Below are 25,910 nucleotides of genomic sequence, written 5' to 3'. Positions count from 1 at the left end.
CCACCGAAATCAAGGTTTTGCCCTTGTTTACGAACGTTTTTAACTCAATTGGTTTTCTATGTAAACTGTGATAACTTTAAAGTAACTGTTTGGGGAACATCATTTTAAAGAATCATCGAACAATGAAGGAGACTCGTCCATGATCCGACCGAAGCTAAATCGATTGCTGCTCCTTCTCGCATGCATCGGCATTGTTATGTACATGAGCGTTAATATGCTGTATGGACTGCAAGCGGAGGAAGCTGCTCCCGCCGAAAACCCGAAGATCACGAAGCAGCAGGCCGCTGATGCCGCCTCGCAATTTATCAGCGAGCGATATGGCATTCATGGAGTTAAAACGTTCGTCATTTACCAATCCAAAAAAGCAAGAAGCGGTTACCTGCAAAAAGAACATCTCACAGACAGCTACACCAAGAAATACGGAGAGCGTTTTCCGATTGATTATTATCAAGTCAGCGTCGTAGATCCGGCGACAAAACGGCATTTCGAAGTGGAGGTCAATTATTCGAGTGCCCGTATTACCGGATGGAGCGAGGCAACAACCGTCTTTTCGACGATCAGCAAGCAAAAGGCTGATATTATGGCTAAAGATGAAATCCGGAAACAGGGTTTTAATCCGGATGACTTTATCGCCATCGCAAAACCGGCAACCGAAGAAGAGCAGGGGACTACGCTTTTCTATGAAAAGCAAACGGATATGCTGGGCGAAGCCAAGTTGCAGCTGCGCATGGATTTTGACGACGATTCTCTTGTCGGGTTCAATGCCATATTTAGCTTACCGGATTCCTATCAAACCTGGCTGGACCAGCAAGACCGCTCGGCTTCCATCATGACGTGGGTGTCCATGGGATTCACTCTGCTTATGTCTTTAACCGCCATCATCTACATCCTGATCTATAGGAAACAATTCGATTTTCGTCGAGGTATATTGTTGACCGTTGTTTTCATCACCATTTATGTCGTCAATAACATCAATATGTATCCAGCTTTTAAAGCGATGGCCGGGGTCGAAAGTGTCGGCACGGCAACTCTTTTCGCCTCGTTATTCATGAATTTGGTCGCGATGCTGCTTGGGATTTCACTGTATTTGTCACTTGCAGCGGGCAATGGTCTGTGGGAAACCGTCGGATTGCGTCTATGGCCCTCATGGAATGAACGGCGTTTTGGCACGGAAGTTTTTAACGGCATGGGGCGCGGTTATTTACTGGCTCTTTTCATCTTAGGTGTACAGCAAGTACTGTTCTATACAGGTGAAGTGAAATTCGATGTGTGGGCGGTTAATGACCCGTCTGACTCTGTCTTGAATATGTTAGAACCGCGTTTGTTTCCTTTAATGGCTTGGGTTGCCGCCATATCGGAAGAAGCGACCTACCGACTGCTTGGCATTATGCTGTTCAAGAAGCTTTTCCGCTCTAATTTTATCGCGATACTGGTGCCGAGCATCATATGGGCGGCCAGTCATACGCAATATCCGATTTATCCAGTCTATACACGTCTCATTGAAGTTACAATAATCGGCATCATTCTCGGTTATGTCTTCCTGAAATTCGGCTTCATCACTTCGATGTTTGCCCATGCTTGTATGGACAGTATCTTAATGGGCATGTCCCTCTTCTCATTGGGTCATGGGGGCAATATACTCGCAGGCATTTTCTATATCCTGCTGCCGGCATTGATCGGCCTCATATTAACCTGGCTACATAAACAATCCCCCAAAAGTGAAGTGATCCTTTGAAGTCTAATCCATTTACTTTTGGGGGAGCCCCCGATATCAAAAAAAGGCGGGGTCCCCTTACTCCTGGGGAGCCGCCGCCTCGCCTTGAAGCGCTTTGAGAATTTCGCTTGCCAACTTTTCACCTATACCAAGAGGCTTGAAGTCTTCGACTCCGGCCTCTTTTATTTTGCGCACAGAACCAAAATGCTTGAGTAACGCCTTCCGTCGCTTCTCACCAATACCTGGAATCGCGTCCAGCTGCGAGACGACCATCGATTTTGCTCTCGTCTCGCGATGGAACGTGATCGCAAATCGGTGAACTTCATCCTGGATGCGCTGCAGCAGGTAAAACTCCTGACTATCCCGCGGCAGCGGAACGACCTCGGCAGGATCGCCGATCATCAGCTGCGCGGTCTTATGCTTGGCATCCTTGACGAGTCCGCAAATTGGAATGAACAGCCCGAGTTCATTCTCAAGAACATCGACCGCTGCGGAAATTTGCCCTTTGCCGCCGTCAACCACGATCAGATCGGGCATGGTCAGATTTTCTTTCAAAACTCGCTCATACCTGCGGCGGATGACCTCACGCATCGTTTCATAGTCATCCGGGCCTTGTACGGTCTTTACTTTATATTTGCGGTATTCCTTGCGATCAGGCTTACCGTCAACGAAAACAACCATGGCGGACACCGGATTGGTTCCTTGAATGTTGGAGTTATCGAATGCCTCGATGCGGCGGATCGTGCCGGTGCCAAGCCATTCGCCGAGATTCTCGACGGCTTTAACCGTCCGGCGCTCGTCGCGTTCCAGCATGCGGAACTTCTCCTCAAGCGCATTGCGCGCGTTGTCCTTCGCCATATCGACCATTTGCTTTTTCAGTCCGCGCTGCGGGAAGTGAACCTTTACCTTCAACCACGATTCCAGCGCTTCACGGACATCCTTCTCTTCGGCTTCGGCATGAGCGGTGGCCTGCTCACTGGCCTCTATAACGGCTGAGGCAGCCCCTGCGGCTGTCTCAGCCTGCGTGCCAGCTCCCGTCTCGGCTACCGGCATGCTTGGCAGGAAGATCTCCTTGGGCAGTGCCGGATTATCGCTGTACACCTGAGTGACGTAAGTGATGAAATCGCCGTACTCGTCACCATAATATGGGAACAGCGAAACGTGCCGCTCGATGAGCTTGCCCTGCCGCATGTACTGAATGTGCACAGCCATCCAGCCCTTGTCGACCGCGTAGCCGAACACATCGCGGTCAACGGCATCGTTCGTCGTGATCTTCTGTTTCTCCATCACGGCATCGATGTTCATAATATGATCGCGCAGCTCCTTCGCGCGCTCGAAGTTCAGTTCCTCAGCAGCGGCATGCATCTTGGCCGTCAGCTCTTCTTTAATATCGTCGTGTCCCCCGTTCAGGAAACGGGTGATCTCTTGCACCATCCGCTCGTTCGTCTCGGCGGATACCTCATACACGCAAGGCGCCAGACACTGCCCGATATGATAGTATAGGCATACTTTATCGGGCAGCGTCCTGCACTTGCGGAGCGGATACAGCCGGTCCAGCAGCTTCTTCGTCTGCTGGGCCGCGAAAGCGTTCGGATAAGGGCCGAAATACTTCCCCTTATCCTTAATCACCCGCCGCGTGACTTCCAGGCGCGGCTGCTCCTCGTGTGTAATCTTGATATAAGGGAACGTTTTATCATCCTTAAGCAGTACGTTGTACCGCGGATGATGCTGCTTAATCAGATTACACTCAAGAATCAACGCCTCCATGTTGCTGGAGGTAATAATATATTCAAAGTCGCGAATCTCGCTGACCAGTCTTTGCGTCTTGGCACCATGGCTCCCGGTAAAATAGGAGCGAACGCGATTTTTCAAGACTTTCGCCTTGCCCACATAAATAATGGTGCCTTCGCGATTTTTCATCAAATAGCAGCCTGGTTTGTCCGGCAGCAATGAAAGCTTGTGCTTAATGGCTTCCAAGCTCTGTTCCCGGGCTGCTGCATCTTCATGTTCCGTCACGGTTTCTTACCCTCCCTATAACCAATCCCCCAAAAGTGAAGAAAGCCTTCGATGCTTTATCCTATTACTTTTGGGAGAGCCCCCGTTTTTACACAAAAAAGCTCTTTTTCAGCATAGCAGAAAAAGAGCTTTTTCTCACGCAGTTTTGATAGAAACCAAACTGCAATTATTGGTGACGGGATACTACGTTTTTCAGAGCATCTTTGGATTGGAAACCAACCACTTTATCAACAGGTTGACCATCTTTGAAAATGATCAATGTTGGGATACTCATAACGCCAAAGCGAGCAGCGGACTCCGGATTGTCGTCCACGTTGACTTTTGCGATTTTCAAAGTTTCAATTTCTTTATCCAGCTCTTCCAATACAGGAGCGATCATTTTGCAAGGTCCGCACCAAGGCGCCCAAAAATCGACTAGAACTGTACCTTCACCTTCAACTTCTGTTTTGAAACTGTTATCGGAAACATTCACGATTGCCATGATTAGTTCCTCCTTCTTCATAATGAAATTTATAACATCAAGTAGATCAAATGCTACTGATGAGTCAACATGTAAAGTATACCACATTGCTAGGCCTTTTCAACCAAACAACGGGCTAGTGAAAAGCTGGCATTATCTTAGTTGTGCGATGAGCTTACAGGCTCCCCACGCAGACGCTGCTGCTCGATATAAGCGATCCGGTCTTTCAGATTAGCTTGCAGATGCTGCAGCATTTCCATCTGCTGTTCAATTTCCTTCAGCTTTTCCGTGTAAAGAGGCAGCAAATCGTCGCACTGCGACTCCTGATTTTTCATCACACAGTTGAGGAAGCTTTCAATCTGCTCCGTTGTAAAACCCAAGCTCAAGTAAAACTGAATCGTCTTTACGCGTTCGACAACCATCTGGTTAAACACCCGGTACCCGTTATCCTCCCGCTCCGTGGCAATTAATCCTTTAGCCTCATAATACCGCAAGGAGCGAATACTGGCCCCGGTAAGCTTGGAAAGCTCACTAATCCGCATGGCGTTCACCTTTTTCCTTTTCCCTCTTGATCAAGTAAGGATGACCTCATTGTAAACCATGACACTAATGTCATAGTCAAGTGTTTTTTAATAATTCCACTCTTATCTTAGTTTTATCCTCTATCCGATAGTGTTTAAAAAGTCCGCTTTCAGAACCAAGAAGGTTGGACGAAATCCGGAGAAGGAGGAACGGAGCGTAGTGATTTGCTACGAGAGTACCGGACTTCCCGGATTCGTTCAAGATTCGACGTCGATTAACTTCTAGAAATACTTCGTTATGAGATGAACCTTTATCGAAGTCTCTCGAAGATGAACGACCGTAATAAGATGTTGGTTCATTCGCCAATCATGCCTTTGCCTGATGTGGACAAAGTGGACTTTTTAAACAACCTCTATCCGATAGTGTTTGCATAATTGTCATAAATGTCATGGGCACGAGCTTTACAACTTTCGACGAATTTGGGTATACTAAGCTTAAACTATTCTAACGACGGACGTTAGGGGGTAACAAACATGAGCGATCCTAAGCATCCTGAGCTTCACGTATACGAAGAACCGCGCAACGATTTTATGGATGTTGGCATGGGCTTCGGCGTCTTCTTTGGAGTACTGCTGCTTGTAGCCATTATTGCTACAGTTATTCAAGTAATGAAATAAGATTCAGACTTGCATGTAAGAACCACTTTGCACTTATTGCGAAGTGGTTCTTTTCTTGTGCAATTCACATCCGTGGAAACCTCTCATTTTGCTAGGATGCAAGCGGCTAGAAAGGTACATAGTTCCGGGAGCTCGGGGGAACTGTCGATAACGCTGTTTTTCAGCGTTAAGTTTCACTGGCTTCTCCTTCACTGCGACTTAAGCGTGTAAAACAGCGTTAACTCTTCATTCTACTGGAATCTCATACGTAAAATGTGGGTTTAAGCTTGTTTTTCAGCGTTAACTGCTGATTCGTACGCATCACCTGAGCCTTAACACTGAAAAACAGCGTTAACCCGCACAATGCAAAATAAGGCTGTATACACGAAGGATCTCCTGCCGTGTACACAGCCTTATTTTAGCTTCCCCGCTTATTGGTTCCGTTCACAGGTACAACGTCCACAAAGGGACGAATGCGGTCCATAATCCGCTGCCCTTTGTATTCCTCATCCCCATCTTTGTTCGTGAAGCTGAAGTGCTTCTCAAGTCCGGAGAGTTCATAGTTCGACGTAAAAAAGGTAGGCTTCCGATTCATCCGGTAGTTCAATATCGCGCCAATCACGTGGTCTCTTAGCCATGGATTCAAATTTTCCGCACCGATATCGTCGAAAACCAACAAATCCGTCTCTTTAAGCAAGTCAATCGTTTCTTTAAGCTTGGAAGGTTCCTGGAACATCCCCTTCAAATCTTCCGCAAAATCCGGCATATAGACAATAGCGCCTGTCATGCCGACCTTGGCAAGCTGATAGAGCATATATCCCATCAAGAACGTCTTTCCTGTACCAAAAGAACCGGATAAATAGAGCCCTTTCGTCTGCAGCCCTTCCTCGATCGTCAGGTTGACGTAGTCATTAATCTGCATAACCGCTTTCGCCCGGTCTAAATCCGTCTCGAGAATATCCCCAAACGAATAGCTGCGGGAGATCATGCGAGGATCGACATGAAAGGTGCGGATTCGGCTGCTGATCGCATCCTGCATCTGTTTAGCCGTGAATTTCTTGCAGGCTACCTTCTCCTCATGAATGAAGGAAGTATCATTGACCGACTCTGCCGTCAGCATCGTGTAGTGCCCCGTCATATCATTGGGACAGAGGTCCAAACCCGGGCAGTTTGAACAGCTTTTGAACTCGGTCACATGCTGATAAAGCTTGTTCATATTAATTTTTACCGTGTAATCATCCAGAAACGGATATTTTTGACGGAATTTGTGAATCAAGGGATCCTGCATGACGAGCCGAATCTTCGCCTCTGCGTTCCTTCTCCACTCGGATTCCGGCATTGATTTCAGTAACTGCGAAAGGGATTCCATTCGTCAGACACCTCCTATGAGTTTTCCGTAGGAAAACTTGCATCGTAAGCATAAGCTCCGTATCCTTAGCTCTTGCGGTTAAATCGCTCATCCAGCTTTTGAGCCATTCTTCTGGCGGCTTCCAGCTCTTCATCCGTCAGTCTGGAGGATGCTGCTCTGCCTTCATCCGGCACGACGATCGGAATGTGCGGTTTCTGCGTCTTGCCTTGTCGGCCTCGCGTTACCGCGCCGCCGCCAGCCTTTGCGGCTGCCACTTTAGATGCGGCTTTCTGCTTGTAACTGATTTTCTCGCGCACGTATTCGACGGCTTGTTCGTATGTGCTGATTTGTTTGCCCAGCATGTCGGAAGCAACGGCTTCAATCGACGACTTGGCCCAAGAGCGGCGATCAATGTGCAGAAAATGAATCAACACATTAATCACTTCCTCGCTCAATTTATAATTGAGATCAATTTTCTCAAAAATATTAAGTACACCGTCCGGAATCGAACCCTGCGTAAAAAACATTTTCAAAACAGCCGTATAGGGCTCATTGCGCATGATATAGTTGTACTGGTGGTCCGTGCACTCACCGCGCAGCTGCTGCGGAACCTCTAAGTAATATTGCATCTCTACCGATTTGTCAGCGGCGACTTCTTCGGCACTTACCTGGTCATCACTCTGCCCTCTCTCTTCCGTTCGGGCTAGTTGACGTTCCCGTTCCTCGCCGCGTTTCTTCGTCTGACGGTAGAACAGATTGGCGTTATACTGCAACAGATCCATCTGCAGTTCGCCATCTTCTGAAAATACCCCATCCTCATCGAGTAACCGGCACGTTTCCTGCAAGGATAGATTGTATTTCTTCGCTACGATGTTAATCGCAGCCATTTGCTCTGGCGCATGCTTCAGCGCTTCGACAAAAATACGATTGTTCGCTCCTCGCGGAAACCTCATGATGATATCCGCATACTTAAAGCCCTTGGTCGTTACATCTAATCTGGCGTCGGTCTGCTTGGACGCGGAGGCCTCGTAGAGAGCCTGCTCCAGCTCATAATCAATAACCTGAGTATTGAGCCGGAATAAATCGTAAAACGGTACGGACAAGTTCTCAACGCTCGCCTCCCTGCATTCCTCAGGCTCCGGCGAAAGCAGCTCCTCCCGAAGCGAGAGCAGCATAAACTTTCCGACCTTGTCACGAAGCAGCAGCGTCAAATGTTGATTCCGAAAAAATTCATTCGGTCCCAGCGGCGCAAACAAGGTATACTCAAAAATATAGTCCTCCTCGTCCGGCAAAAACTTGCGGTTTGTCTGCAGCAACCCGATCGCTTCCAACTTCGAGGATTGCTCGATCAAGTACTTGCGCCCCCGCTCTCCGTGCTCCAGCTCTAATAATAGAAATAACTTGCGCTGCTGCTCCAGCGGAGAATATCCTACCCTCTCAGCGCTAATCTGCTGATAGAGAGCTTGATAGAGGCTGATTGCATAGCCTCCAATCATCGGTTGATACATCATGGCAAGCATTTTATAATCCAGGCTGCTTAAGGAAAAATCCCGACTCACATAAAATCGGTGATTTTCCGTAAAATGCAGCATATTCGTCATTCGCATCCTGTTCCAGCACCATCCTGCCTGATCCGAGTCTAGCCTAGCTTTGCAGCTTCTCTCTATCAGTCTACCACAAAAATCGACACGCTTGGAACGTATCAAGGAAAAGATAATTTTTCCTGAAACGAAAAACGCCAACCCTGGGCTGGCGCACATGTTATATCTCATACTTTCTAGCTAAGGTGCATACTCTGACTAAGCTCATTCTGACCGTACATCGCTGGATTTAGCTTCCTAGCAATTTCCAGATCAAGCTTAACCCGTTCCGTCTGCTGATCTTGCAAGCTGGGAATCCAAAGCCGAATCAGATCATTCATCCGCTCGGCGTTCTTGGTTGGAATCTGATGCTTCGCGTCCTTTATTAAATAGAGCGAACTATGAGGCAGTCTGTTACGAAGCAACTTCCCATATCGGAGAAAGCGATGGTCCTCCTGTCCAAATATGAGAAGCATCGGATGCCCAATCGTTGAAAGCCGGTGTGTACAATTATAAGTCAAGGAGCACTGGAAATATTGTCGCACATTGCCCCCAATGCCCCCAACAGTTTTCAAAGAACTCCAAAACAAATGGTGGTAGGTTTCATCCTTATCCGCGTTCCCATGTGCAATTGCTCTTAACAGCAGCTTCTTTAAAAAAATCGAACCGAACATCTGGGAAGCCAGCCATATCGAGCTTTTATTATAGACATCGCTTATCTCTGACATACCGCTGACCACAATCCCGCCTAGAAAACGCTTCGGATACATAAGAAGAGCCTCCAGCACCAGGGAACCTCCGGTAGAATACCCGCACAGGAATGCTTTTTCAATACCAACAAAATCAAGCAATTGCCTAATATCTTCTACAATCAGCGAATAGCTAATCGTGCGGTCTGAAGGATTGCTTTTGCCATGGCCTCGAATATCGAAGGTTATGATCTGGAAATCATCGGCAAGCTGTTCACGCTGATAGGCAAAATTTTCCGAGGTCAAGAGCGGAGGATGTATAAAAACAATCGGCGTTCCTTTTCCGGTAATCTCATAATATAACGTAGTTCCATTCACATGAGCAAAAGGCAAAGTAGTCTCCTCCGATAGGTAAGATTGGGCTGCTTCCCATAGAATGACCACTTCCGCCTATTTTATGTTCGTTTTAAAACATTTTGAAACCTCTCACACGCAGCGCTTTGATTGCAGAGCCGCTCAATATGGCACCGGCAAAGCCGCCAATAGCGGGAATAACATCTACGATTGTAAAGCCCGTATCACTCGATAAAAATGAAGCTGACCCCAGAGCCCCGTAAATGATAACGCCAATAATTAACGCGATATAAGCGTAAAGCGGAAACCAAGTCGTCTTCATCAACATATTCAATATAAAGCCCAGTCCGAAGAACAACACCAGCATCAAGACCGTGGCTATAATCATTTGGAACAAAACATTCTCCCCCTTAGCTTACTTCAGCAAAATTTTCAATCTTTATGTTTACTTTATAATTGTAATCCACCGGCTCACATAGGTAAAGTGTACACAAATTGAACAATTTCCCCGTCACCCATTGTTCATTTGCCCTTTCTCCATGAATTGGATACAATGTAGTGGATATTAAGCCGTGAATGGAGGATTCTTCATGAGTGAAGCCGTACAAACGCTGGAAGGCTGGTATGCGCTCCATGATTTCCGTCTCATTGATTGGAACGCTTGGAATGCCGCAACCCCTCAGGAACGCAAGCATGCAACCGAAGATCTCAATACGTTTCTGTCCCAGTGGCAGCAAATCGAGAACGATAAACTAGGCAGTACTGCCGTTTATAGCATTGTTGGTCAGAAGGCCGACTTTGTATTCATGCACATGCGTGAAACATTGGAAGAACTGAATGACCTGGAAAATGCTTTCAATAAATCAAGTTTTGCCGCATTTACCATTCCCGTTTATTCCTATGTATCGATTGTCGAATTAAGCAGCTACCTTGCGAAGCCTGGCGTCGATCCGTTGGAAGATCCGGAGCTGGCTGCCCGTTTGAAGCCGATTTTGCCGAAAGCCAAGCATATCTGCTTCTATCCAATGAATAAGCGGCGCGATGGCAACGACAACTGGTACATGCTCCCTGCGGAAGATCGCAAAAACATGATGCGCAGCCACGGCATGATCGGACGTACCTACGCAGGTAAAGTAAAACAAATCATCACCGGCTCCGTTGGTCTTGATGATTGGGAGTGGGGCGTAACGCTATTTGCAGAAGATGCGCTTCAATTCAAGAAACTCGTCTATGAAATGCGTTTTGACGAAGTGAGCGCACGCTTCGGTGAATTTGGCGACTTCTACGTCGGCAACCTGCTCACACCTGATAAATTTGCTAAATTAATTCAAATTTAACATCTAATAGAGCGAAGGGTCCCATGACCCCTCGCTCTTTTTGCACCCATGCTGCGATTACGTGTTCACCGCTTTGAAGCGTATTAGAGAACAACATACAAAAAAACAGCGGTACAAGAATAACACCTTGTATCGCTGTTTTTTTGCATTTTTATAGTATTCATTCGATACTACTCGTCCTCGTCGTCATCACGAAGAGCTGCCGCTAGTTCAACTTCCATCTGCGCCTTGCGGGCCAGATACTCTTCCGTATCGCGGTCGCGCTGGCGGCTCTTTTCTTTGAGCCGTTCAATCGCGGGAAGGATAAGAATATCGATTTCCTTTTGTACGGTAGCAACATGATCGTAGCGTTTCTCGCTCTCCAAGAAATGGCCCACTTCGATCAAGGCATTATAACGATCCAGTTCATCCCGGGTAAGAAGTCCTCTTACTTGGACACTGCAGTGCCGCATGGCTATTCCCCCAGATCAGATCACGAGTAAGTACTAGAAACGACCTTTGCGAATCACAAGCGGAATACCGCCAATAATGTAAAGGTATCTCATATCAACGACTTTTTTCATCATGGCCGCTACGTTGCCTTTAAGCTTACGGGAACCGACAATACCGATCGCTTGACCTTTACCCAAAGAGGCAACTGTTCCCTTATGGGAGAACTTGAAAGTTTTCATTTGAGAGCCACGAATAGCGGCGATCAAATTGTGGGCAACGGCTTCCCCTTGCTGCATCGCGATTTGTGCGGTTGGCGGGTAAGGTCTGCCTTCGTCATTCATTACGATCGAGCAGTCGCCCACTACATAAATGTTATCAAACTGTGGAGCACGCAGGTATTCGTCGACTTTGATTCTGCCGCGCATCGTTTCGAAGCCGGCTTCGTCAAGCATATGATTGCCGCGGATACCACCGGTCCATACCACTGTAGCAGACTTGATAAATTCGTCGCCTGCGATCAGTACGCCCTCAGGTGTGCATTCTTTAATGGCTGTACCGATTTTGAACGTAACGCCTTTATCGGAAAGAACTTTCATCGCGTACTCCACAAGCTCAGGGTCAAAACCTGGCAAAGCTGTAGGAGCCGCTTCAATATTATAAATTTTCACGAGGGAAGGATCCACATCGAATTCTTTGCAGAGCTCAGGAACGCGGTCGGCCAATTCACCGATAAACTCGATCCCGGTAAATCCTGCGCCACCAATAACGAAAGTCAGATAATCTTTGCGCTCAGGCTCGCGTTTGTATTTCGCAAATTGATATTCAATATGTTCACGGATGAAACGAACGCTATTGATACTGCGAATGTTCATCGCGTATTCTTTCAGTCCGGGAATTCCGAATGTTTCCGCTTCTCCGCCTAAACCGACAACGAGGTAGTCATAGGAAAGCGTACCGTCTTCCAAGATAACTTTTTTCTCGTGCGGGCGAATTTGCGTAACGGTCGACTTCACGAAATCCACTTTGAATTCATCGATCAGTTTCAAAATGTTCACGCGTGCATTTTCAGGATTATCCGTTCCTGCAGCAGGCATGTGAAGGTGGGTTGTGATGTAGTGATAGTCATGTTTATTCACGAGGGTTACATCAGCTTCATTGTAATTCAGTTCCTTTTGCAAGCGAATTGCAGCAAGGATCCCACCATAACCGGCTCCTAAGATGACGATTCTTGGAATTCTACTCATGTGTCTCTCACTTCCATATCCGATTTTATAGTCCTATGGTTTCTCTATCTTGTGAAAAATTACACAAACAGCTTCAAAAGCAGCATACTGCTCCTAGTTTGCACTTCGCAGCAGTGAATTATGATGAAACAGGATGATATTTATCACAACATGTGTAAACCGATTCTCATGATATAATATAATGTTCATATGTAAATATCAAGTGTTATTTTGGCTTAAAATAGGGTGATAAAGCGAATCAGGCTTGTCCAGACAAAGTAAGCGGAATTTAGCATATATATAAGCGAATTAGATAAAGAAGTCACACTTTTCTGTTTCTTTGGGGCAGCGGTGCAGTTTATAATGGATTAAAGGTTATGTAAGATGGCAAAGCTTACATCAAAAGGTATGAATCGGAGGAGAATATCTATGAGTGAGAGAGAGGTAAATCAAGAAGTAGCGGACATTATTGTGATCGGCGGCGGTCCTGCAGGGATGTTTGCTTCATTTTATGCTGGAATGCGTCAAGCTTCCGTTAAAATTATTGAAAGCATGCCGCAGCTCGGCGGCCAGCTTGCAGCCTTATACCCTGAAAAGCATATCTACGACGTTGCCGGTTTCCCGAAAATAACAGCACAAGAGCTGGTTAACAATTTGCTTGCACAAATGAAACACTTTCCTATCGATGTGTGCTTGGAAGAGAAGGTTCACCAAGTGAACAAAAAAGAAGAGCGACTCTTTGAAATTACTACGGACAAAGGCGTACATTATAGCCATGCGGTCATTATTACAGGTGGTGTTGGCGCATTTGAACCGCGCCGTCTTGAATTGTCTGAAGCTACTCAATATGAGAAGAAAAATCTCCACTACTTCGTTAGCGATCTGAATGCTTTTGCCGGTCAAAAGGTGATCATCAGCGGCGGCGGCGATTCTGCGGTAGACTGGGCGCTTATGCTGGAACCGATCGCGGAGAAAGTTACGCTCATCCACCGCAGAGATAAATTCCGAGCTCATGAACATAGCGTAGAAAACTTAATGAAATCCAAAGTTAATGTAGTAACACCAACGGAAATTACGAAGCTCCATGGTAGCGACCGTATTGAGCAAGTTACATTGAAAGATATCAAAACCGGCGAAGAAACCGTTCATGACGTTGATGCGGTTATTGTCAATTTTGGTTTCGTTTCTTCCATAGGTCCTATTGCCGAATGGGGCTTGAACATTGAGAACGGCTCCCTTGTCGTAGACTCCCGCATGGAGACGAATATCCCAGGCATTTTCGCTGCTGGCGATATTACGACTTATCCGGGCAAATTGAAATTGATTGCTGTCGGATTTGGTGAAGCTCCTACTGCGATTAACAACGCTAAAGTTTACATCGACCCGTCCGCGAAGCTTTCACCGGGGCACAGCAGTAACTTAAAATTTTAATTTGAATAAATAAAATGGGGTATTCTATCCCTAATCTTATGATTAGGAGGAATACCCTTTGTCTTCTATATGTCCGGTTTGCAATGGCCTGCAATCGCTAAGCGCCGAGTGTCCGGTATGCAAGCACCAAGCGTATGATTGCGGCAGATTCGACGATTATCTCGGGCCTTATTCACCTTATCGTGAAATCGATGATATAGCGATGTCGAATGGGTTTCAAGATGTTAGCAATCATCTCTGCATACATCTATATACCTGCTCCGACTGCCATCACAATTTTACCGTGCAAATATCAACAAATCCATAACGTGCATACAAAGCGAAGCAGACTTAGTTAAGCGGAGCTTCATCCTTCAGGTACACGTTTAATTTTAGATTACGCCTCTTTATTTCTGCGAGCAACAGGTCGACGAAATCGGACTCTAATTTCAAATCTAGCGCTTTGTAATAGGAGTCGATCAATGTTTCATCACTAATTAGTCTCACCTGAATCACCTTTATCCTAGAATTTGTAATTATATTATCATGCACAAAAAAATAGAACAACCGTTCTGTTATCCACAGATAATTGTGCATATCCTGTGGGTAATGTGTTGATATGTGCCACGGACAGCTTATCCTTATAGGGGATAATGTGCATAAAGTTATACACATACTGAATTTAACAAATAGCGATAAAAAAAAGTGATCAGTTTCTAAGAAAAATTAACTTTCCGTTAACAATTCATTAAGTTTGTTCACAAAATTGAAAAATAAAATTAATCGTCATTTAATATTCATAGCATACAATGTACCTATAAAGTTCAAATTCACCAAACGAAGGAGCATAAAACTATGATCGTCTATGATATCGTCCTCAACGGAGAAATTAAGGAAACCATTAAGCCTCGCAAAAATAGGTTGAAAGAAATTTATGCCTATATGTTAGAGCAAAGTAAATTGATGAAAGCCAAATATGGTGAAAATGTTAAAATTAAAGGCCGCATGGTGTATTAAGGGAATTTCATCCCGATAGCACCGCGGCCTTTTTTTTCTAATTTGAAGCTTCCTTCAATCCCTCTGCTCTTATGTTGCCACAAATAAAAAAGACTCCCATCCGGAGTCGTTATCTCACTCCAAAGGGAATCTGTCTATCACACTTTAATCCTCGCAAGGCTGAGCCAATACTGCATCTTCCTCTTTCGTGCGGAACGACTGTCCGCATCCGCATGATGCTACGGCATTCGGATTATTAATGGAAAACCCTCCGCCCATGCCGGCATCGGTGTAGTCGATCTCAACGCCGTATAAATATTTGGAGCTATCTTGATCCACAACGACCTTCAGGCCATGAATGGTCATAACTTTATCGTCATCTTTCTGATCGTCGTCGAAACCCATGCCATATGAAAAGCCGCTGCAGCCTCCGGCCTTCACGCCTATGCGCAAGAACAGGTTCGGTGATTCTTCAGAAGCCAGCAGCTCCTTGATTTTGTCGCAAGCTGATTCACTAATGGTAATCATAAGGAAATCCCTCCTTTTGTAAGCCAAAGCGCTACATAACGCTCCTCATCAGTATACTCCTATTCGCAGCATTGCTCAAGGGCAGTACCACAGCTTACGCTTATTGGTTGCGTCTCATTGCATAGTATTGCAAAAGAAGCTTGTCCAATTGTTGGCTGCATTGCTGCACTTCAGGATGAAGAAAGCCATAGGCGTTACCTAAGATAACCATCCGGTCGCGAAGCTGTTCGATTTCTATATTCAATCGTTCCTGCGGCTCAGTCACGAAAATAGTCAACACTTTTATAATCACCTTTTGCGCACGTTATCACATTGGAATAGTATACAGGAATATGGCAATATTGGGAATATGTTTTGTTACAATATGTAAATCATTTCCGGAAATGTGTCGATTGTCGGTTTATCGCCACGTATATATTGCCCGTCCCATTTCGTAGGTTTATAATAGGATGGATTGCTTGCGCGTTTTTTTGATTAACAGGCGAACTTCTGAACGATAGGGATTAAGGGTTCAGAGAGCGGCTCGCCCGACAGAGCGCATTCGCTTCCTATGTTGTCGAATGCGTCCATTTTGTATGGACAAAAAGGAGGAATTCAATATGAGCCTTATTATCACAGATCCGAATAAACGGATGGCTGAAATCGCTGAGAAGGTCGAACATGGCGAGCGCTTATCGCTCGAAGACGGGCTATTTTTATATCAATCGGACGATCTGCTAACCATTGGTCAATTAGCAAACAAAGTGAATACGCGGATGAACGGGAACAAAGTTTATTTTGTGCAAAATATGAGCTTGTATTTCACCAACGTATGTGAGGAGCACTGCGCGTTCTGCCATTTTCGCCGCGATGAGGGTGAGGAAGGCGCATATACACTTACCCCTGATCAAATGCTGGAATACGTGGCTGAGAACTACTATCCGGAGATTCGGGAATTCCATATCAGTCAAGGCCATAATCCGCATTTGCCGTTCGATTATTACGTCGATTGCATTCGCCAGCTGAAACAAGCATACCCTGATGTTACCATTAAAGCTCATACTGCGGCAGAAATTGAATTTTTCTCTCGCATTAGCGGGCTTAGCTTCCGAGATGTGCTGAAGACCCTTATGGATGCCGGCTTGTCCACACTCCCTGGAGGAGGCGCGGAGATCCTTACGGAACGCTATCGCTCTAAAATGAAAGTAGAAAAAGCATCGTCAGAGGAATGGCTCGACGTGCACCGGAACGCGCATCAACTTGGCATGAAAACCCATGCGACGATGTTGTACGGCTCGATTGAGACGTCCGAAGAGCGAATTCGCCACATGATGCTGCTGCGCGAGCTGCAAGATGAAACAGGCGGTTTCCTCGTCTTCATTCCGAATTCGATTCAACCGGCCAGCAAAAATGCCGGGCTTAAAAAGCGAGTTCCTGCGTTCGATGAATTGAAAACGATCGCGATCAGCCGCTTGATGCTGGATAACTTCCCGCATATTAAAGCCTATTTCATTAATATTGGTACGAAACTGACCCAATTGTCGTTCACCTTTGGCGCCTCAGACGCTCATGGCACGATTGTTAAAGAGCGCATCTCTCATGCGGCAGGAGCTTTATCGCCGGAAGGTCTGACGCGCGATGAACTTGTCTGGCTCATCAAAGGCGCAGGTCGTGTCCCTGTTGAACGCGATACCTTTTATAATGAAATCAAGGTTTATTAGTCATACTAACCATAGAGATAAAGAAGATCAGAAGGGATTAAGGGCGCAATGAAAAAGTTTGTCATTCTTGGAGGAGGTTATGGCGGTCTGACCATAGCCTTGAACATGCTGGAGAAAGAACTTCCTGATGATACGGTGCTGGTACTCGTGGACAGAAGCCCGTTTCAAGGGCTGAAAACTGAGTATTATGCGCTGGCATCAGGTACGATCGCGGAAACGCACATTCGTGTTGCTTATCCGGTAGACCCGCGATTAATTCTTACCTACGGCGAGGTCACACAAGTAGATCTGACCAACAAGCAGATTCTATTTGCGGACAAAGAGCCTCTTTCTTATGATTGGCTGGTCATTGGTCTCGGCTGTGTTGACAATTATCATGGCATTACTGGGGCGGAAGAACATTCTTACAGCATCCAAACGCTTACCCAAACTCGCAATACCTATCAACGGGTAAATGATATTGCACCATATGGTCAAATCTCAATTATTGGCGGTGGCCTGAGCGGTGTTGAGATGGCGGCTGAGCTGCGCGAGAGCAGACCGGATTTAAATATCCGCTTGATTGACCGCGGTCCGAGCCTGCTCTCTTCTTTCCCCAGCAACTTGCAACAGTTCGTCCGCGAATGGATGGTCGAGCATCATATTGAGCTGCGTCCGCAAGTCTGTCTTGTTCGTTTGGATGGCGGAGAGCTGTATAACCAAGAAGAAATCATCAAGACCGATGTGACCATTTGGACTGCAGGCATTCAGCCAGCGCCAGTTGTGCAAGCTCTTAATGTCCCAAAAGACAAGCAAGGTCGCATCCTGCTAAATGAATATCATCAAATTCCAGAGCATCCGGAAGTGTTCGTTGTAGGCGACTGCGCCTCGCTGCCGTTCTCCCCGAGCGCGCAGGCCGCTCAAGCTCAAGGCAAGCAAATTGCAGAAGCTATGCATGCGATTTGGAAAGGCGACACGCCGCGACTTGGCAAAATCAAGCTGCGTGGAACATTAGGCTCCCTTGGCAAAAAAAGCGGCTTCGGCATCATGGGCAAACGCACGCTGATGACAGGCAAAATCGCCCGCGCGATTAAAAGCGGCGTTTTGTGGAAGTCCAAGCGCCATTTTGGATAATCGTCATCAATCACCTAGAAGATCATACATGGCTTCAATCTCCTTAATCTTCTCGATGATTTTCGTATGGAGCTCGTCTGCATTCGCAGCAGCAACGATCTCGCCATTCAGCAATGCGTAAGGTTCCATGTAGCATTGACCGCAATTTCCGAGACAGCCGTATTCAATTACGTCATAGTCCGGATTTTGTTCCAAAGCCTTCATGACTTTATCAGTTCCATGATGCATATTGCTCGCACAAAATTCTATAATAGGTCTCATGTTAAAATTTCCCCTTGTGTTCTATAGATTCTAGTTGAAAACCATTTTCATTTAATCGGTATTGTACTATAATAAAATAAGAAAGGAGATGAATCAAATGTCCGAAAGAACAAAAGAAGCGATTTATGATGAAGTCCTTGAGGTTTTAGATAAACTACGTCCTTTTCTCCAACGCGATGGCGGTGACGTTGATCTGGTTGATGTAGAAGATGGCGTTGTTAAGCTGAAACTGATGGGTGCATGCGGCAGCTGCCCAAGCTCAACAATCACGTTGAAAGCTGGTATCGAAAGAGCATTGGTTGAAGAAGTAGAGGGCATTCAAGAAGTCGTACAGGTATTCTAATCGACTATTCCATAAAAAAGAGCTTACCACATGGTAAGCTCTTTTTGCATTTTCTGATAATTGACGGATAAAGCCTAAGGATCGTCCCGTAGTATAAATAATATTTTTAAAAGATAGTCATATGAACAAGCTCCTAGAAGAATATTTCATACATTAATTTGAATCATAATGGATAAAAATGGAATTTTTGTGGATATGGAAAGGAGTTGAACAGAGGTGTCTCATCAATTAAATGAGCGGTTATTGAAATGGTATGATTTTAATGAGTTACCCCTTGGAGTCACTTACAATATCGCTTTTCCACCTTCACCTGCTTCCCAAAATGTTATCTCAGCTATTGTCATGGAACAGATCAAATCAGATGACCGTATAAATCTGGAAGCTTCCATTCAATGGACGGTAACCTTAACCGGAACGACGACGACTGAACCGGGACCTGTTTTTCAGATCCTTGCTTTTCAGCAGGCAACCTTTCAGATTTGGCGAGACAGTATTGGCAGTTTAGGCACATTAGTTTGTCAATATTCGGATACCGGGGCTTTCGGCACTTCGGGCCTTATTCCAGGGCCTTCGACTACTGTCACCGTAGTAGCACCAAGTACTTTCACAACGGATATTACATGCACGGATTTTAACGTTCCAAAAGGGACGCATTCCTATTTTTTAACAGTTACATTACCGTCCGTAAACGCATCTGTCGCTACGGGAGGGGCAAGTATTGAAAATCTCACAGCAAGAGCCATATCTCCGACCGTTACTGGATGGAGTTTTGAGGGCTATGTCATTGATAATAATTAAGTAGACAATGGAATCGAGAAAGGAGCATGATTGAAATGGCCAAGGAAAGATTGTTAAAATGGTACAATTATAATGAATCATCGCTTGCTGCTATACAGAACATACCATTTCCTACAACAGCAGCAGCACCAATGACAATTGCATCATTTCCATTGAAACAGATCCATACAAACGACCGTATCAGCCTGGAGGCAACTATACAGTGGACTGCATCTTTAACAGGGACAGCTGCTAGCACTGGACCGGCAGCCTTCTTTTTAATATTAGGTTATCAGCAAGCTATCTTTCAATTCTGGCGCGATAGTATCGGTACCCTAGGAACTCTAGTCTATCAATTCACGACTACAGGAGGATTTATCTCCTCTGGTTTCGCTGCAACAAGTTCAGTCAACATTGTAACACCTAATTCAATTACAACAACCATTAGTGCTACAGATATTAATGTTCCAAAAGGAAAACATACGTATTACTTAACGGTTGCAATACCTGCGACAAATCCTTCAGGTGCTGTTGGGAGCGGAGTCATACCGCCTACAGCCGCCAGTTTAGTCAATCCAACCGTTGTTAATTGGCATACCGCAGGCTTTGTAATCGATGAAAATGGAACCTAGAAGTAATGAACAGCCCAGGTATCTCAGGATACATGAAATATGCCGTTTGATCCAGGTATTGTAAGCGTCGGGTCTGCAAAGCTCTTTACAATCCAGTTCTTGGAGATACAAAGGAGTCCTTAGGGACTCCTATTTAAGAGAATCACAAGATAGAACGACAAATAGCAGTCCTCAAGGACGCTTATTTTGCATTAGGATCTCATGTATCAAGCTCATCCAAGAAAATTAGGAGTCTCTAAAGACCGCTATCCGAAATGTTCAGGCTCATTTGTCTCGGATAGCAGTCTCCAAGGACGCTTATTATTTACAGATAGACAGATCACATGCTCGCAAGGAAGAGGCTCTTCCCAGTTCTTAGTTGTCAAGCACCGGCATCTTGCTTCAACTGCATAATCATGAGAAAAACCGTCAGAGAAAATCCCTGACGGTCCTTTTTCGTGTAATCCATACATTTGTTTGCGACTTATGCGAAAATTAGCTATGGTATCTGCCTGCTTCAAATCTGTAACGATGGAAAACATCGCTGTTCACTCGTTTCCATTTACTTTTACGTCTGGAACGCTGTATACCATCGTTAACGCATCGATCACGTCACTTAGGGTCGAACTCGTTTAGAAAGGTGAGCCACACGACCGCTCTTGAAACTTATACTTTATAAGACCAAAAACCTTGTCTTTCACTTTTTTCAGGAGGATCATCCTTAATTGGGCATCTGGTAATCCTCCTGCAGCTGTCCAGTCCGATAATAAGGATAATCCATGGAATCTTGAATCTTCCGTACTGTCTCAGCATCCGTCAGCAGCTCCAACACATAAAGGCCCAGATCAATTGAGGTAGCGACACCTCCTGCTGTGATAAGATTACCATCCCGTACGATGCGTGCCGTGACAACCTCCTTGCAGTAAGGCTTTAATAAATCGTAAGCCGGAGGATTCGTGGTTGCTCTTTTTCCTTCCAGAAATCCCGCTGCGCCCAAGAGAAGAGCGCCTGTACAGACGCTAACCTTATAAGGAACATCTCTGGCTACTCGAATCCAGCTTACGAATTCCTCGTTAAAACGCAGCGATCTGGTGCCTCGGCCTCCAGGAATGAATATGAGATCATAGGAGGACAGATCAGGTCTGATGTGCTGAATGTTCATCGATATGCCCAGTTCATCCGATATTTGTTCGGATAGGGCACAAAGATCCCATGTGACATCCTTGTTGAGACCAAGGAATTTCATTCGTGTAACGGCATCATAGAAGCCGACGAAATCCAAGGTTGTCATTTGATCAAACAGGATAAAAGCCATTTTCATTAGAAACACCTGCCTTATGGGATGTGGGTCAAACAAAAAAAGCATCTGATCAATGATCAAACGCTTGCCCAGGCGTACGGCTTATGAACGATGTGCTTCCCCATGGTTATGCTCCATGTTTACGCCAGTTACACATCATATACGGATTATTTTCATTCTAATGGGTAATTCCAAAATTTTCAAGAAACTGAATTAATCTTTGCGCTGCTTAAGTACCGGCAATGTTTGAATCGGATCCAAGCCCCCGGAAATGTCCATTATATTTCCCGTAATAAAATCAGATTCTGGCAAACATAGGAAGCCAATCACCCTTGCCACATCTTCGCCCGTTCCAGGGCGTCCTACCGGCGTTTCCCCGTCAGCTTCCTGACGTGCTTCCTCCATCGTACGCTCCTTGTTGCGGCCGCGAATATCTCCAGGGCAAATCATATTGACTGTAATGCCATTAGCCGCTTCTTCCTCAGCCAATGTCTTGGTGAAAGAAACAAGTCCTACCTTGGCAGCTGCATAAACAGCACGATGCGTCCATCCCCTCGCCTCAGCAGCTTTTCCAAAGCCAAAGTGGATGATACGGCCCCACCGACGCTCTCTCATCATCGGCAGAACCAGATGGTCGAGTTCCATTACACCAAGCAAATTACCGCGTGTCAAATATTCGATCTCATCCATTTGATAGTCGGCAAAAAAACGTCGTTCTCTGAAAAAAGGTCCGGCGTTGTTGACGAGAATATCAATGGGCCCAAGCCCTGCGTTCGTCTCATCCACCATCCGGACGATGTCCTCCCGCTTGGCTACATCGCCTTGCACAGCCATACTCCGAACGCCGAGCTGTTCCAATTGCTTGACCAGCAGTGACGCTTCCGCTTCACTGTTGACATAATTGACCGCGACATGGCAACCTTGATTCGCGAGCCTGATCGCCGTCATTTTCCCCAAACCTTTGGCGCTTCCTGTAATCAGAACCGTTCGGCCTCTCAAATCCATGTTCCTCTTACCCCTTTGCATCGCTTGCCGTAATGTAACTAAAAGCTACTGTTAAGGTTCGGCATACCATGTCAAATCCCTCCTGCAGATCGTTAATATTCGATCTTACATTTTCAACATGAATGTGTTCGCCCGGCACTGGCTCTTGTTGCATCAGGTCATCCAACATCTCAGCGTTAATATAATGAATTTCCATATTCCGCTGGTTGCGCAGCCGGTCGAGGGGAGCTTTATAATCCATTTTCAAATTGTAGAGCTGATGCTCAAGAGGACCGTGGATATGGTGCTCATGCATACGACGAAGCACGGTAAAATATGAAAAACGGGATTTCACGGTTTCCGTCTTCATTTCAAACAAATCGTTCATAAAGGTCCCCAACTTGTCGAGGATCGAAAATAGACGGATAAAGGCATTTTTATAAAAATAAACAAAACGATGATAGTCTTCCAGTTCGAGCGGATTCATTTCCTCCAGAAAAGCTTTGCTTATATGTTCCGCATAACGCTCGCAGCAATACTTGCTTTGCTCCAGCTCATCAAGGGCGTCGAGAAACCCTTTGCTCCAGATCGCGAGCCGATGGTGTCGCTTATAAGCTGAAGTCTGATGCGTTCGCTCATTCGCTTCTAACGACCGGATATAGCTTCTCACCGCATTAACTGCTTCAAGCAGTAAACCGCTATCCTTTCGTTTAGGCTCGTTAAACAAGATGCGCAGCATGGGTCACACCCCCTTCTGAAAAGATGACGGCTATAACGTTGCAGTCTGTTCGTTTAATGCAGTTTTCTTCACCGTTTGGGTCCGGTCCCGCTGCACCAAATACATAGCGGTTAGAACGCCGGCGCCACCTATACATTGATAAAGCGATATCGATTCATGCAAGATAAAATACCCTGCAATAGCTGCAGTAACGGGCAGTAAATAGCCATACGCGGAAGATTTGAAAGGACCGAGACGCGCAAGGCTCCAGTTGTGAATCGAGAAGCCGAGCGCCGTTGCCATAAGTGAGGTATAGATCAGGCTCATCCATCCTGTTGCTGATATGGCTGCAAAATAGGCGGCATCCGCCCGCCATAACACGAAAGGCAGCAAGGATAATGCGCCAGCCGTCATCTCCAGTGAAATCAGAAGCGGCAGCGGGTAGCGAAGGACGAGCCGGTTCATCCCGATGAGATAAATCGCCCCCATCACACTGCGCATCAGTAACAGGATATCTCCTCTCATCGTGTCCGCACCAAGATGAAAGCCATTGGCCCCGCCCGATACAATGATAATCACACTAAGCAGTGCGAGCGGAATGCCCACGAAGATGCGCCATGTCAGCTTCACTTGCCGAGCCAGCAAGGCGATAACGACGGTGATGACAGGCATAAAGCCACGCCCCAGGACTGCGCCATTCGCCGAGTTGGAGAATTGCAGCGCATATTGCAGCATCGCCTCCATGCCAACCGCGTTAAGTATGCCCAAACTGCAAACCAGCATTAGATCGCGATAGGCAATATGAAGCTTCATCGTGCGCGAGCGATAATAGAAGTAAGTATAGACCCACAGCAGGGGAATCATACTCGCAAAACGCAAGCCGTTAAAAACAAGGGGATCCCACTCCCTGCCCCCGATTTTCATCGAGGTCAGGTTGATCCCCCAAAGTACATAGACGAGAACGAAACCCAAATGCGGGAATAATTTGCTTAACCGGTCCGAACTCATGCGAAATATTCCTTCCATCGCGAATCCACAAGCTCTACGATATCTTCGCGCGGGAACAACTCATCCGGATAACCCGGCTTCATGCGGGCATCAATGACGATCGGAAGCTCATAAGAGATATGATGACGATTGACGCTCGACTGCGCATACATATCTGTCGCAGGGTTGAAGCGCGTGAATACCGTCCACAGGAATTGGGTCTGGTCGTGCGCAATGCCGCTGGCATCGTCAACAAGAATGACGAGCGGCCATTCGGTCAGGCGGTTTGCGGCATTCGCCAGCAGTCGCTGCGGCAGCTCAGGCTCCGCAGCATAAGCTGCGCCGGACACGAGCAGACAACCGCCGCAATAGACGGCGATATCGTGAATCTCCGGCAGCTCGCCGGCGGTGTATGCTCTCGGCAGCTCGCGTACGGGATCGCCCGTGCCGAGCAGGACGGCTTTGCTGCCGTGGTTGAGCTTGCCGCCTGTATAGTCAAGCGTATCATGCGATGTTTTATTGAATATGAACAGATCTCGATGCGGATCGAATCGTTCCAGTACGGTTTCTAGCAGCTGGGTGAAGTTCGCCAGAACGACCGGCTGGTCCGTCACGACAAGGAATTTGGTCAGCGACAACTGGCCTTCTCCGAGAATCCGGAACGCCGTGCCGAGCGCTTCACGGCTATAGCTTTCACGGACGACGGCAGCTGCGAGCGGGTGGAACCCGGTCTCTGCATACGTCCACAGGTCTTTGACCCCTGGCATCGCCATCGGGAACGCGGGCTCGAGCAGTCTTTGCAGGAACTCGCCGAGGAAGTAATCCTCTTGGCGGGGTTTGCCGACGATCGTCGCCGGATAGATCGCGTCTCTTCGGTGCCAGACATGATTCACGTTGAATACGGGGAAATCATGGATAAGCGAGTAATACCCGAAGTGGTCGCCGAACGGCCCTTCGGGGCGTCTCAGATGCGGCGGGACGGAGCCGCATATCGCGAACTCCGCCTCGGCCACAAGGCGGTGCCCCCCATGGGGGTTGTCCACCATGGGGAGCTTCTGCCCGAGGATGAGCGATGCGAGCATCAGCTCGGGCAAGTGCTCGGGCACCGGCGCAATCGCCGAGGCGATGAGCGCAGGCGGCCCGCCGAGGAACACGGTGACGGGCAGCGCCTGGCCCAGCTTCTCGGCTTCGTGGTAATGGAAGCCGCCGCCTTTATGGATTTGCCAGTGCATCCCCGTAGTCCGGTCATCATAAACCTGCATGCGGTACATGCCCAGGTTATGATGGCCGCCATCAGGATGCTCGGTATACACGAGCGGCAGCGTGACAAACGGGCCTCCGTCCTCCTGCCAGCTTGTCAGGACCGGCATACCGGCAAGCGGGTTGTCGCGGTTAATAGCGCCTAGAATAGGCGCTTGGCTTGGCTGTACGCGTTTTGTTCCGACCTTCAACAGGTCGAGGATGAGATCGCGCTCGCCCCACAGAGCCTTAGGCGTTGGAGGCATCAGCGTGCTGGTCGCGTTAACAACCGCTTTCATAAACTGTTCCGGCTTCGGACCGAACGCCAGGTCGACTCGGCGTGTTGTGCCGAACAAATTCGTGACGACAGGGAAAGCACTGCCTTTGACATTGGTGAATAACAGCGCAGGACCTTGATCGTCGATAACGCGGCGATGAATTTCAGCCAACTCCAGATAAGGATCGACAGGCGCAGATATTTCGATTAATTGCTTTTCACGGCGTAATATTTCAAGAAAAGCTCGTAAATTCGTGGGTACCATTTATTGTTCCACCTTTGAGTATAGGAATCTGGATCTAAATCAATGAAATAAGATGCTAGATGAAGAAAGA

General features: G+C 46.8%; 29 protein-coding genes and 1 riboswitch. Of the genes, 11 read left to right on the top strand and 18 right to left on the bottom strand.

Annotated features, from left to right (window positions below):
- Positions 1–139: 139 nt before the first annotated feature.
- Entirely contained in the window at positions 140–1,735 is a 1,596-nt protein-coding gene (locus ACFQZT_RS20435; RefSeq protein WP_379302694.1) for a CPBP family intramembrane glutamic endopeptidase, read from the top strand.
- Between the two features lie 57 nt (positions 1,736–1,792).
- Here ACFQZT_RS20435 and uvrC read toward each other — a convergent pair whose 3' ends face one another.
- The 3 genes from uvrC to ACFQZT_RS20420 form a co-directional block, all read right to left on the bottom strand.
- Positions 1,793–3,730, bottom strand: coding sequence for an excinuclease ABC subunit UvrC (gene uvrC / locus ACFQZT_RS20430; RefSeq protein ID WP_379302693.1), 1,938 nt, complete (start codon positions 3,728–3,730; stop codon positions 1,793–1,795).
- Positions 3,731–3,896: 166 nt separating this feature from the next.
- On the bottom strand, positions 3,897–4,211 hold the full coding sequence (gene trxA, locus ACFQZT_RS20425; protein WP_379302692.1) for a thioredoxin: 315 nt from the start codon (positions 4,209–4,211) through the stop codon (positions 3,897–3,899).
- Positions 4,212–4,348: 137 nt separating this feature from the next.
- Complete coding sequence (locus ACFQZT_RS20420; RefSeq protein ID WP_379302691.1) at positions 4,349–4,732, bottom strand: MerR family transcriptional regulator; 384 nt, start codon at positions 4,730–4,732, stop codon at positions 4,349–4,351.
- Between the two features lie 513 nt (positions 4,733–5,245).
- Between ACFQZT_RS20420 and ACFQZT_RS20415 the strand changes: the two genes are divergently transcribed.
- Positions 5,246–5,389 carry a YqzM family protein gene (locus ACFQZT_RS20415; protein WP_379302690.1) on the top strand — a complete coding sequence of 48 codons (144 nt, stop codon included), beginning with the start codon at positions 5,246–5,248 and terminating at the stop codon, positions 5,387–5,389.
- Positions 5,390–5,786: 397 nt separating this feature from the next.
- Here ACFQZT_RS20415 and dnaI read toward each other — a convergent pair whose 3' ends face one another.
- The 4 genes from dnaI to ACFQZT_RS20395 form a co-directional block, all read right to left on the bottom strand.
- Positions 5,787–6,737, bottom strand: a complete 951-nt coding sequence (dnaI, locus tag ACFQZT_RS20410) for a primosomal protein DnaI (protein WP_379302689.1) — start codon at positions 6,735–6,737, stop codon at positions 5,787–5,789.
- Positions 6,738–6,802: 65 nt separating this feature from the next.
- Positions 6,803–8,323: a replication initiation and membrane attachment family protein gene (locus ACFQZT_RS20405; RefSeq protein ID WP_379302688.1), complete on the bottom strand. Its 1,521-nt coding sequence runs from the start codon at positions 8,321–8,323 to the stop codon at positions 6,803–6,805.
- Between the two features lie 170 nt (positions 8,324–8,493).
- Positions 8,494–9,378 (bottom strand): alpha/beta fold hydrolase, encoded by an 885-nt coding sequence (locus ACFQZT_RS20400; protein ID WP_379302687.1) that lies wholly within the window; start codon positions 9,376–9,378, stop codon positions 8,494–8,496.
- A 73-nt stretch (positions 9,379–9,451) separates the two neighbouring features.
- Positions 9,452–9,736, bottom strand: coding sequence for a YuiB family protein (locus ACFQZT_RS20395; RefSeq protein WP_379302686.1), 285 nt, complete (start codon positions 9,734–9,736; stop codon positions 9,452–9,454).
- A gap of 193 nt (positions 9,737–9,929) precedes the next feature.
- Between ACFQZT_RS20395 and hemQ the strand changes: the two genes are divergently transcribed.
- Positions 9,930–10,676: a hydrogen peroxide-dependent heme synthase gene (hemQ, locus tag ACFQZT_RS20390; protein ID WP_379302685.1), complete on the top strand. Its 747-nt coding sequence runs from the start codon at positions 9,930–9,932 to the stop codon at positions 10,674–10,676.
- A 170-nt stretch (positions 10,677–10,846) separates the two neighbouring features.
- Here the strand turns inward: hemQ and ACFQZT_RS20385 are convergent, their stop codons facing one another.
- Positions 10,847–11,128 (bottom strand): hypothetical protein, encoded by a 282-nt coding sequence (locus tag ACFQZT_RS20385; protein WP_379302684.1) that lies wholly within the window; start codon positions 11,126–11,128, stop codon positions 10,847–10,849.
- Positions 11,129–11,161: 33 nt separating this feature from the next.
- The gene (locus tag ACFQZT_RS20380; RefSeq protein ID WP_379302683.1) at positions 11,162–12,352 is read right to left on the bottom strand and encodes an NAD(P)/FAD-dependent oxidoreductase; all 1,191 of its coding nucleotides are present in this window, start codon (positions 12,350–12,352) and stop codon (positions 11,162–11,164) included.
- 408 nt (positions 12,353–12,760) lie between these two features.
- On the opposite strand from ACFQZT_RS20380, the gene ACFQZT_RS20375 reads away from it, so the two are divergent.
- Together ACFQZT_RS20375 and ACFQZT_RS20370 are read left to right on the top strand one after the other, a co-directional pair.
- Positions 12,761–13,762, top strand: coding sequence for an NAD(P)/FAD-dependent oxidoreductase (locus ACFQZT_RS20375; protein ID WP_379302682.1), 1,002 nt, complete (start codon positions 12,761–12,763; stop codon positions 13,760–13,762).
- A gap of 58 nt (positions 13,763–13,820) precedes the next feature.
- Positions 13,821–14,069 (top strand): hypothetical protein, encoded by a 249-nt coding sequence (locus ACFQZT_RS20370; RefSeq protein ID WP_379302681.1) that lies wholly within the window; start codon positions 13,821–13,823, stop codon positions 14,067–14,069.
- A 23-nt stretch (positions 14,070–14,092) separates the two neighbouring features.
- Here the strand turns inward: ACFQZT_RS20370 and sda are convergent, their stop codons facing one another.
- The gene (gene sda, locus ACFQZT_RS20365; protein ID WP_379302680.1) at positions 14,093–14,248 is read right to left on the bottom strand and encodes a sporulation histidine kinase inhibitor Sda; all 156 of its coding nucleotides are present in this window, start codon (positions 14,246–14,248) and stop codon (positions 14,093–14,095) included.
- 348 nt (positions 14,249–14,596) lie between these two features.
- Here sda and ACFQZT_RS20360 point away from each other — a divergent pair, with 348 nt between their 5' ends.
- Entirely contained in the window at positions 14,597–14,758 is a 162-nt protein-coding gene (locus tag ACFQZT_RS20360) for a mechanosensitive ion channel protein MscL (RefSeq protein WP_379302679.1), read from the top strand.
- A 144-nt stretch (positions 14,759–14,902) separates the two neighbouring features.
- Here the strand turns inward: ACFQZT_RS20360 and ACFQZT_RS20355 are convergent, their stop codons facing one another.
- Positions 14,903–15,265 carry a HesB/IscA family protein gene (locus ACFQZT_RS20355; protein WP_379302678.1) on the bottom strand — a complete coding sequence of 121 codons (363 nt, stop codon included), beginning with the start codon at positions 15,263–15,265 and terminating at the stop codon, positions 14,903–14,905.
- A 100-nt stretch (positions 15,266–15,365) separates the two neighbouring features.
- The gene (locus ACFQZT_RS20350) at positions 15,366–15,545 is read right to left on the bottom strand and encodes an aspartyl-phosphate phosphatase Spo0E family protein (RefSeq protein ID WP_379302677.1); all 180 of its coding nucleotides are present in this window, start codon (positions 15,543–15,545) and stop codon (positions 15,366–15,368) included.
- A gap of 319 nt (positions 15,546–15,864) precedes the next feature.
- Here ACFQZT_RS20350 and mqnE point away from each other — a divergent pair, with 319 nt between their 5' ends.
- Together mqnE and ACFQZT_RS20340 are read left to right on the top strand one after the other, a co-directional pair.
- Positions 15,865–16,965, top strand: a complete 1,101-nt coding sequence (gene mqnE, locus ACFQZT_RS20345; protein ID WP_379302676.1) for an aminofutalosine synthase MqnE — start codon at positions 15,865–15,867, stop codon at positions 16,963–16,965.
- A gap of 48 nt (positions 16,966–17,013) precedes the next feature.
- The gene (locus ACFQZT_RS20340; protein ID WP_379302675.1) at positions 17,014–18,078 is read left to right on the top strand and encodes an NAD(P)/FAD-dependent oxidoreductase; all 1,065 of its coding nucleotides are present in this window, start codon (positions 17,014–17,016) and stop codon (positions 18,076–18,078) included.
- 6 nt (positions 18,079–18,084) lie between these two features.
- Here ACFQZT_RS20340 and ACFQZT_RS20335 read toward each other — a convergent pair whose 3' ends face one another.
- Complete coding sequence (locus ACFQZT_RS20335) at positions 18,085–18,339, bottom strand: YuzB family protein (RefSeq protein ID WP_379302674.1); 255 nt, start codon at positions 18,337–18,339, stop codon at positions 18,085–18,087.
- Between the two features lie 97 nt (positions 18,340–18,436).
- Here ACFQZT_RS20335 and ACFQZT_RS20330 point away from each other — a divergent pair, with 97 nt between their 5' ends.
- The 3 genes from ACFQZT_RS20330 (at position 18,437) to ACFQZT_RS20320 (ending at position 20,091) form a co-directional block, all read left to right on the top strand.
- Positions 18,437–18,682: a NifU family protein gene (locus ACFQZT_RS20330; RefSeq protein WP_379302673.1), complete on the top strand. Its 246-nt coding sequence runs from the start codon at positions 18,437–18,439 to the stop codon at positions 18,680–18,682.
- A gap of 216 nt (positions 18,683–18,898) precedes the next feature.
- Positions 18,899–19,480, top strand: coding sequence for a hypothetical protein (locus ACFQZT_RS20325; protein WP_379302672.1), 582 nt, complete (start codon positions 18,899–18,901; stop codon positions 19,478–19,480).
- Between the two features lie 35 nt (positions 19,481–19,515).
- A complete protein-coding gene (locus ACFQZT_RS20320; RefSeq protein ID WP_379302671.1) occupies positions 19,516–20,091 on the top strand; it encodes a hypothetical protein in 576 nt (191 codons plus the stop codon).
- Between the two features lie 700 nt (positions 20,092–20,791).
- On the opposite strand, the gene ACFQZT_RS20315 is transcribed toward ACFQZT_RS20320, so the two are convergent.
- From ACFQZT_RS20315 to ACFQZT_RS20295, 5 genes are all read right to left on the bottom strand, one after another.
- The gene (locus ACFQZT_RS20315) at positions 20,792–21,391 is read right to left on the bottom strand and encodes a DJ-1/PfpI family protein (protein ID WP_379302670.1); all 600 of its coding nucleotides are present in this window, start codon (positions 21,389–21,391) and stop codon (positions 20,792–20,794) included.
- Between the two features lie 59 nt (positions 21,392–21,450).
- Positions 21,451–21,533: riboswitch (ZMP/ZTP riboswitch) on the bottom strand.
- A gap of 50 nt (positions 21,534–21,583) precedes the next feature.
- Positions 21,584–22,369, bottom strand: coding sequence for an SDR family oxidoreductase (locus tag ACFQZT_RS20310; RefSeq protein WP_379302723.1), 786 nt, complete (start codon positions 22,367–22,369; stop codon positions 21,584–21,586).
- 13 nt (positions 22,370–22,382) lie between these two features.
- A complete protein-coding gene (locus ACFQZT_RS20305) occupies positions 22,383–23,093 on the bottom strand; it encodes a Cthe_2314 family HEPN domain-containing protein (RefSeq protein ID WP_379302669.1) in 711 nt (236 codons plus the stop codon).
- 30 nt (positions 23,094–23,123) lie between these two features.
- Positions 23,124–24,080, bottom strand: a complete 957-nt coding sequence (locus tag ACFQZT_RS20300; protein WP_379302668.1) for a DMT family transporter — start codon at positions 24,078–24,080, stop codon at positions 23,124–23,126.
- Positions 24,077–25,840 (bottom strand): UbiD family decarboxylase, encoded by a 1,764-nt coding sequence (locus ACFQZT_RS20295; protein WP_379302667.1) that lies wholly within the window; start codon positions 25,838–25,840, stop codon positions 24,077–24,079. Before ACFQZT_RS20295 ends, ACFQZT_RS20300 begins: the two co-directional genes overlap by 4 nt.
- Positions 25,841–25,910 lie beyond the last annotated feature (70 nt).

The organism is Paenibacillus sp. GCM10027628 (genome assembly GCF_042676385.1).
Lineage (GTDB): Bacteria > Bacillota > Bacilli > Paenibacillales > NBRC-103111 > Paenibacillus_E.
This window is presented reverse-complemented; position numbering and strand designations above follow the sequence as displayed.

Coding starts and splice junctions, on each gene's coding strand:
- ACFQZT_RS20435 (WP_379302694.1), top strand. CDS start 140: ATGATCCGACCGAAGCTAAATCGATTGCTGCTCCTTCTCGCATGCATC.
- trxA (WP_379302692.1), bottom strand. CDS start 4,211: ATGGCAATCGTGAATGTTTCCGATAACAGTTTCAAAACAGAAGTTGAA.
- ACFQZT_RS20420 (WP_379302691.1), bottom strand. CDS start 4,732: ATGCGGATTAGTGAGCTTTCCAAGCTTACCGGGGCCAGTATTCGCTCC.
- ACFQZT_RS20415 (WP_379302690.1), top strand. CDS start 5,246: ATGAGCGATCCTAAGCATCCTGAGCTTCACGTATACGAAGAACCGCGC.
- dnaI (WP_379302689.1), bottom strand. CDS start 6,737: ATGGAATCCCTTTCGCAGTTACTGAAATCAATGCCGGAATCCGAGTGG.
- ACFQZT_RS20405 (WP_379302688.1), bottom strand. CDS start 8,323: ATGCGAATGACGAATATGCTGCATTTTACGGAAAATCACCGATTTTAT.
- hemQ (WP_379302685.1), top strand. CDS start 9,930: ATGAGTGAAGCCGTACAAACGCTGGAAGGCTGGTATGCGCTCCATGAT.
- ACFQZT_RS20385 (WP_379302684.1), bottom strand. CDS start 11,128: ATGCGGCACTGCAGTGTCCAAGTAAGAGGACTTCTTACCCGGGATGAA.
- ACFQZT_RS20380 (WP_379302683.1), bottom strand. CDS start 12,352: ATGAGTAGAATTCCAAGAATCGTCATCTTAGGAGCCGGTTATGGTGGG.
- ACFQZT_RS20375 (WP_379302682.1), top strand. CDS start 12,761: ATGAGTGAGAGAGAGGTAAATCAAGAAGTAGCGGACATTATTGTGATC.
- ACFQZT_RS20360 (WP_379302679.1), top strand. CDS start 14,597: ATGATCGTCTATGATATCGTCCTCAACGGAGAAATTAAGGAAACCATT.
- ACFQZT_RS20355 (WP_379302678.1), bottom strand. CDS start 15,265: ATGATTACCATTAGTGAATCAGCTTGCGACAAAATCAAGGAGCTGCTG.
- mqnE (WP_379302676.1), top strand. CDS start 15,865: ATGAGCCTTATTATCACAGATCCGAATAAACGGATGGCTGAAATCGCT.
- ACFQZT_RS20340 (WP_379302675.1), top strand. CDS start 17,014: ATGAAAAAGTTTGTCATTCTTGGAGGAGGTTATGGCGGTCTGACCATA.
- ACFQZT_RS20335 (WP_379302674.1), bottom strand. CDS start 18,339: ATGAGACCTATTATAGAATTTTGTGCGAGCAATATGCATCATGGAACT.
- ACFQZT_RS20330 (WP_379302673.1), top strand. CDS start 18,437: ATGTCCGAAAGAACAAAAGAAGCGATTTATGATGAAGTCCTTGAGGTT.
- ACFQZT_RS20320 (WP_379302671.1), top strand. CDS start 19,516: ATGGCCAAGGAAAGATTGTTAAAATGGTACAATTATAATGAATCATCG.
- ACFQZT_RS20315 (WP_379302670.1), bottom strand. CDS start 21,391: ATGAAAATGGCTTTTATCCTGTTTGATCAAATGACAACCTTGGATTTC.
- ACFQZT_RS20305 (WP_379302669.1), bottom strand. CDS start 23,093: ATGCTGCGCATCTTGTTTAACGAGCCTAAACGAAAGGATAGCGGTTTA.
- ACFQZT_RS20300 (WP_379302668.1), bottom strand. CDS start 24,080: ATGAGTTCGGACCGGTTAAGCAAATTATTCCCGCATTTGGGTTTCGTT.
- ACFQZT_RS20295 (WP_379302667.1), bottom strand. CDS start 25,840: ATGGTACCCACGAATTTACGAGCTTTTCTTGAAATATTACGCCGTGAA.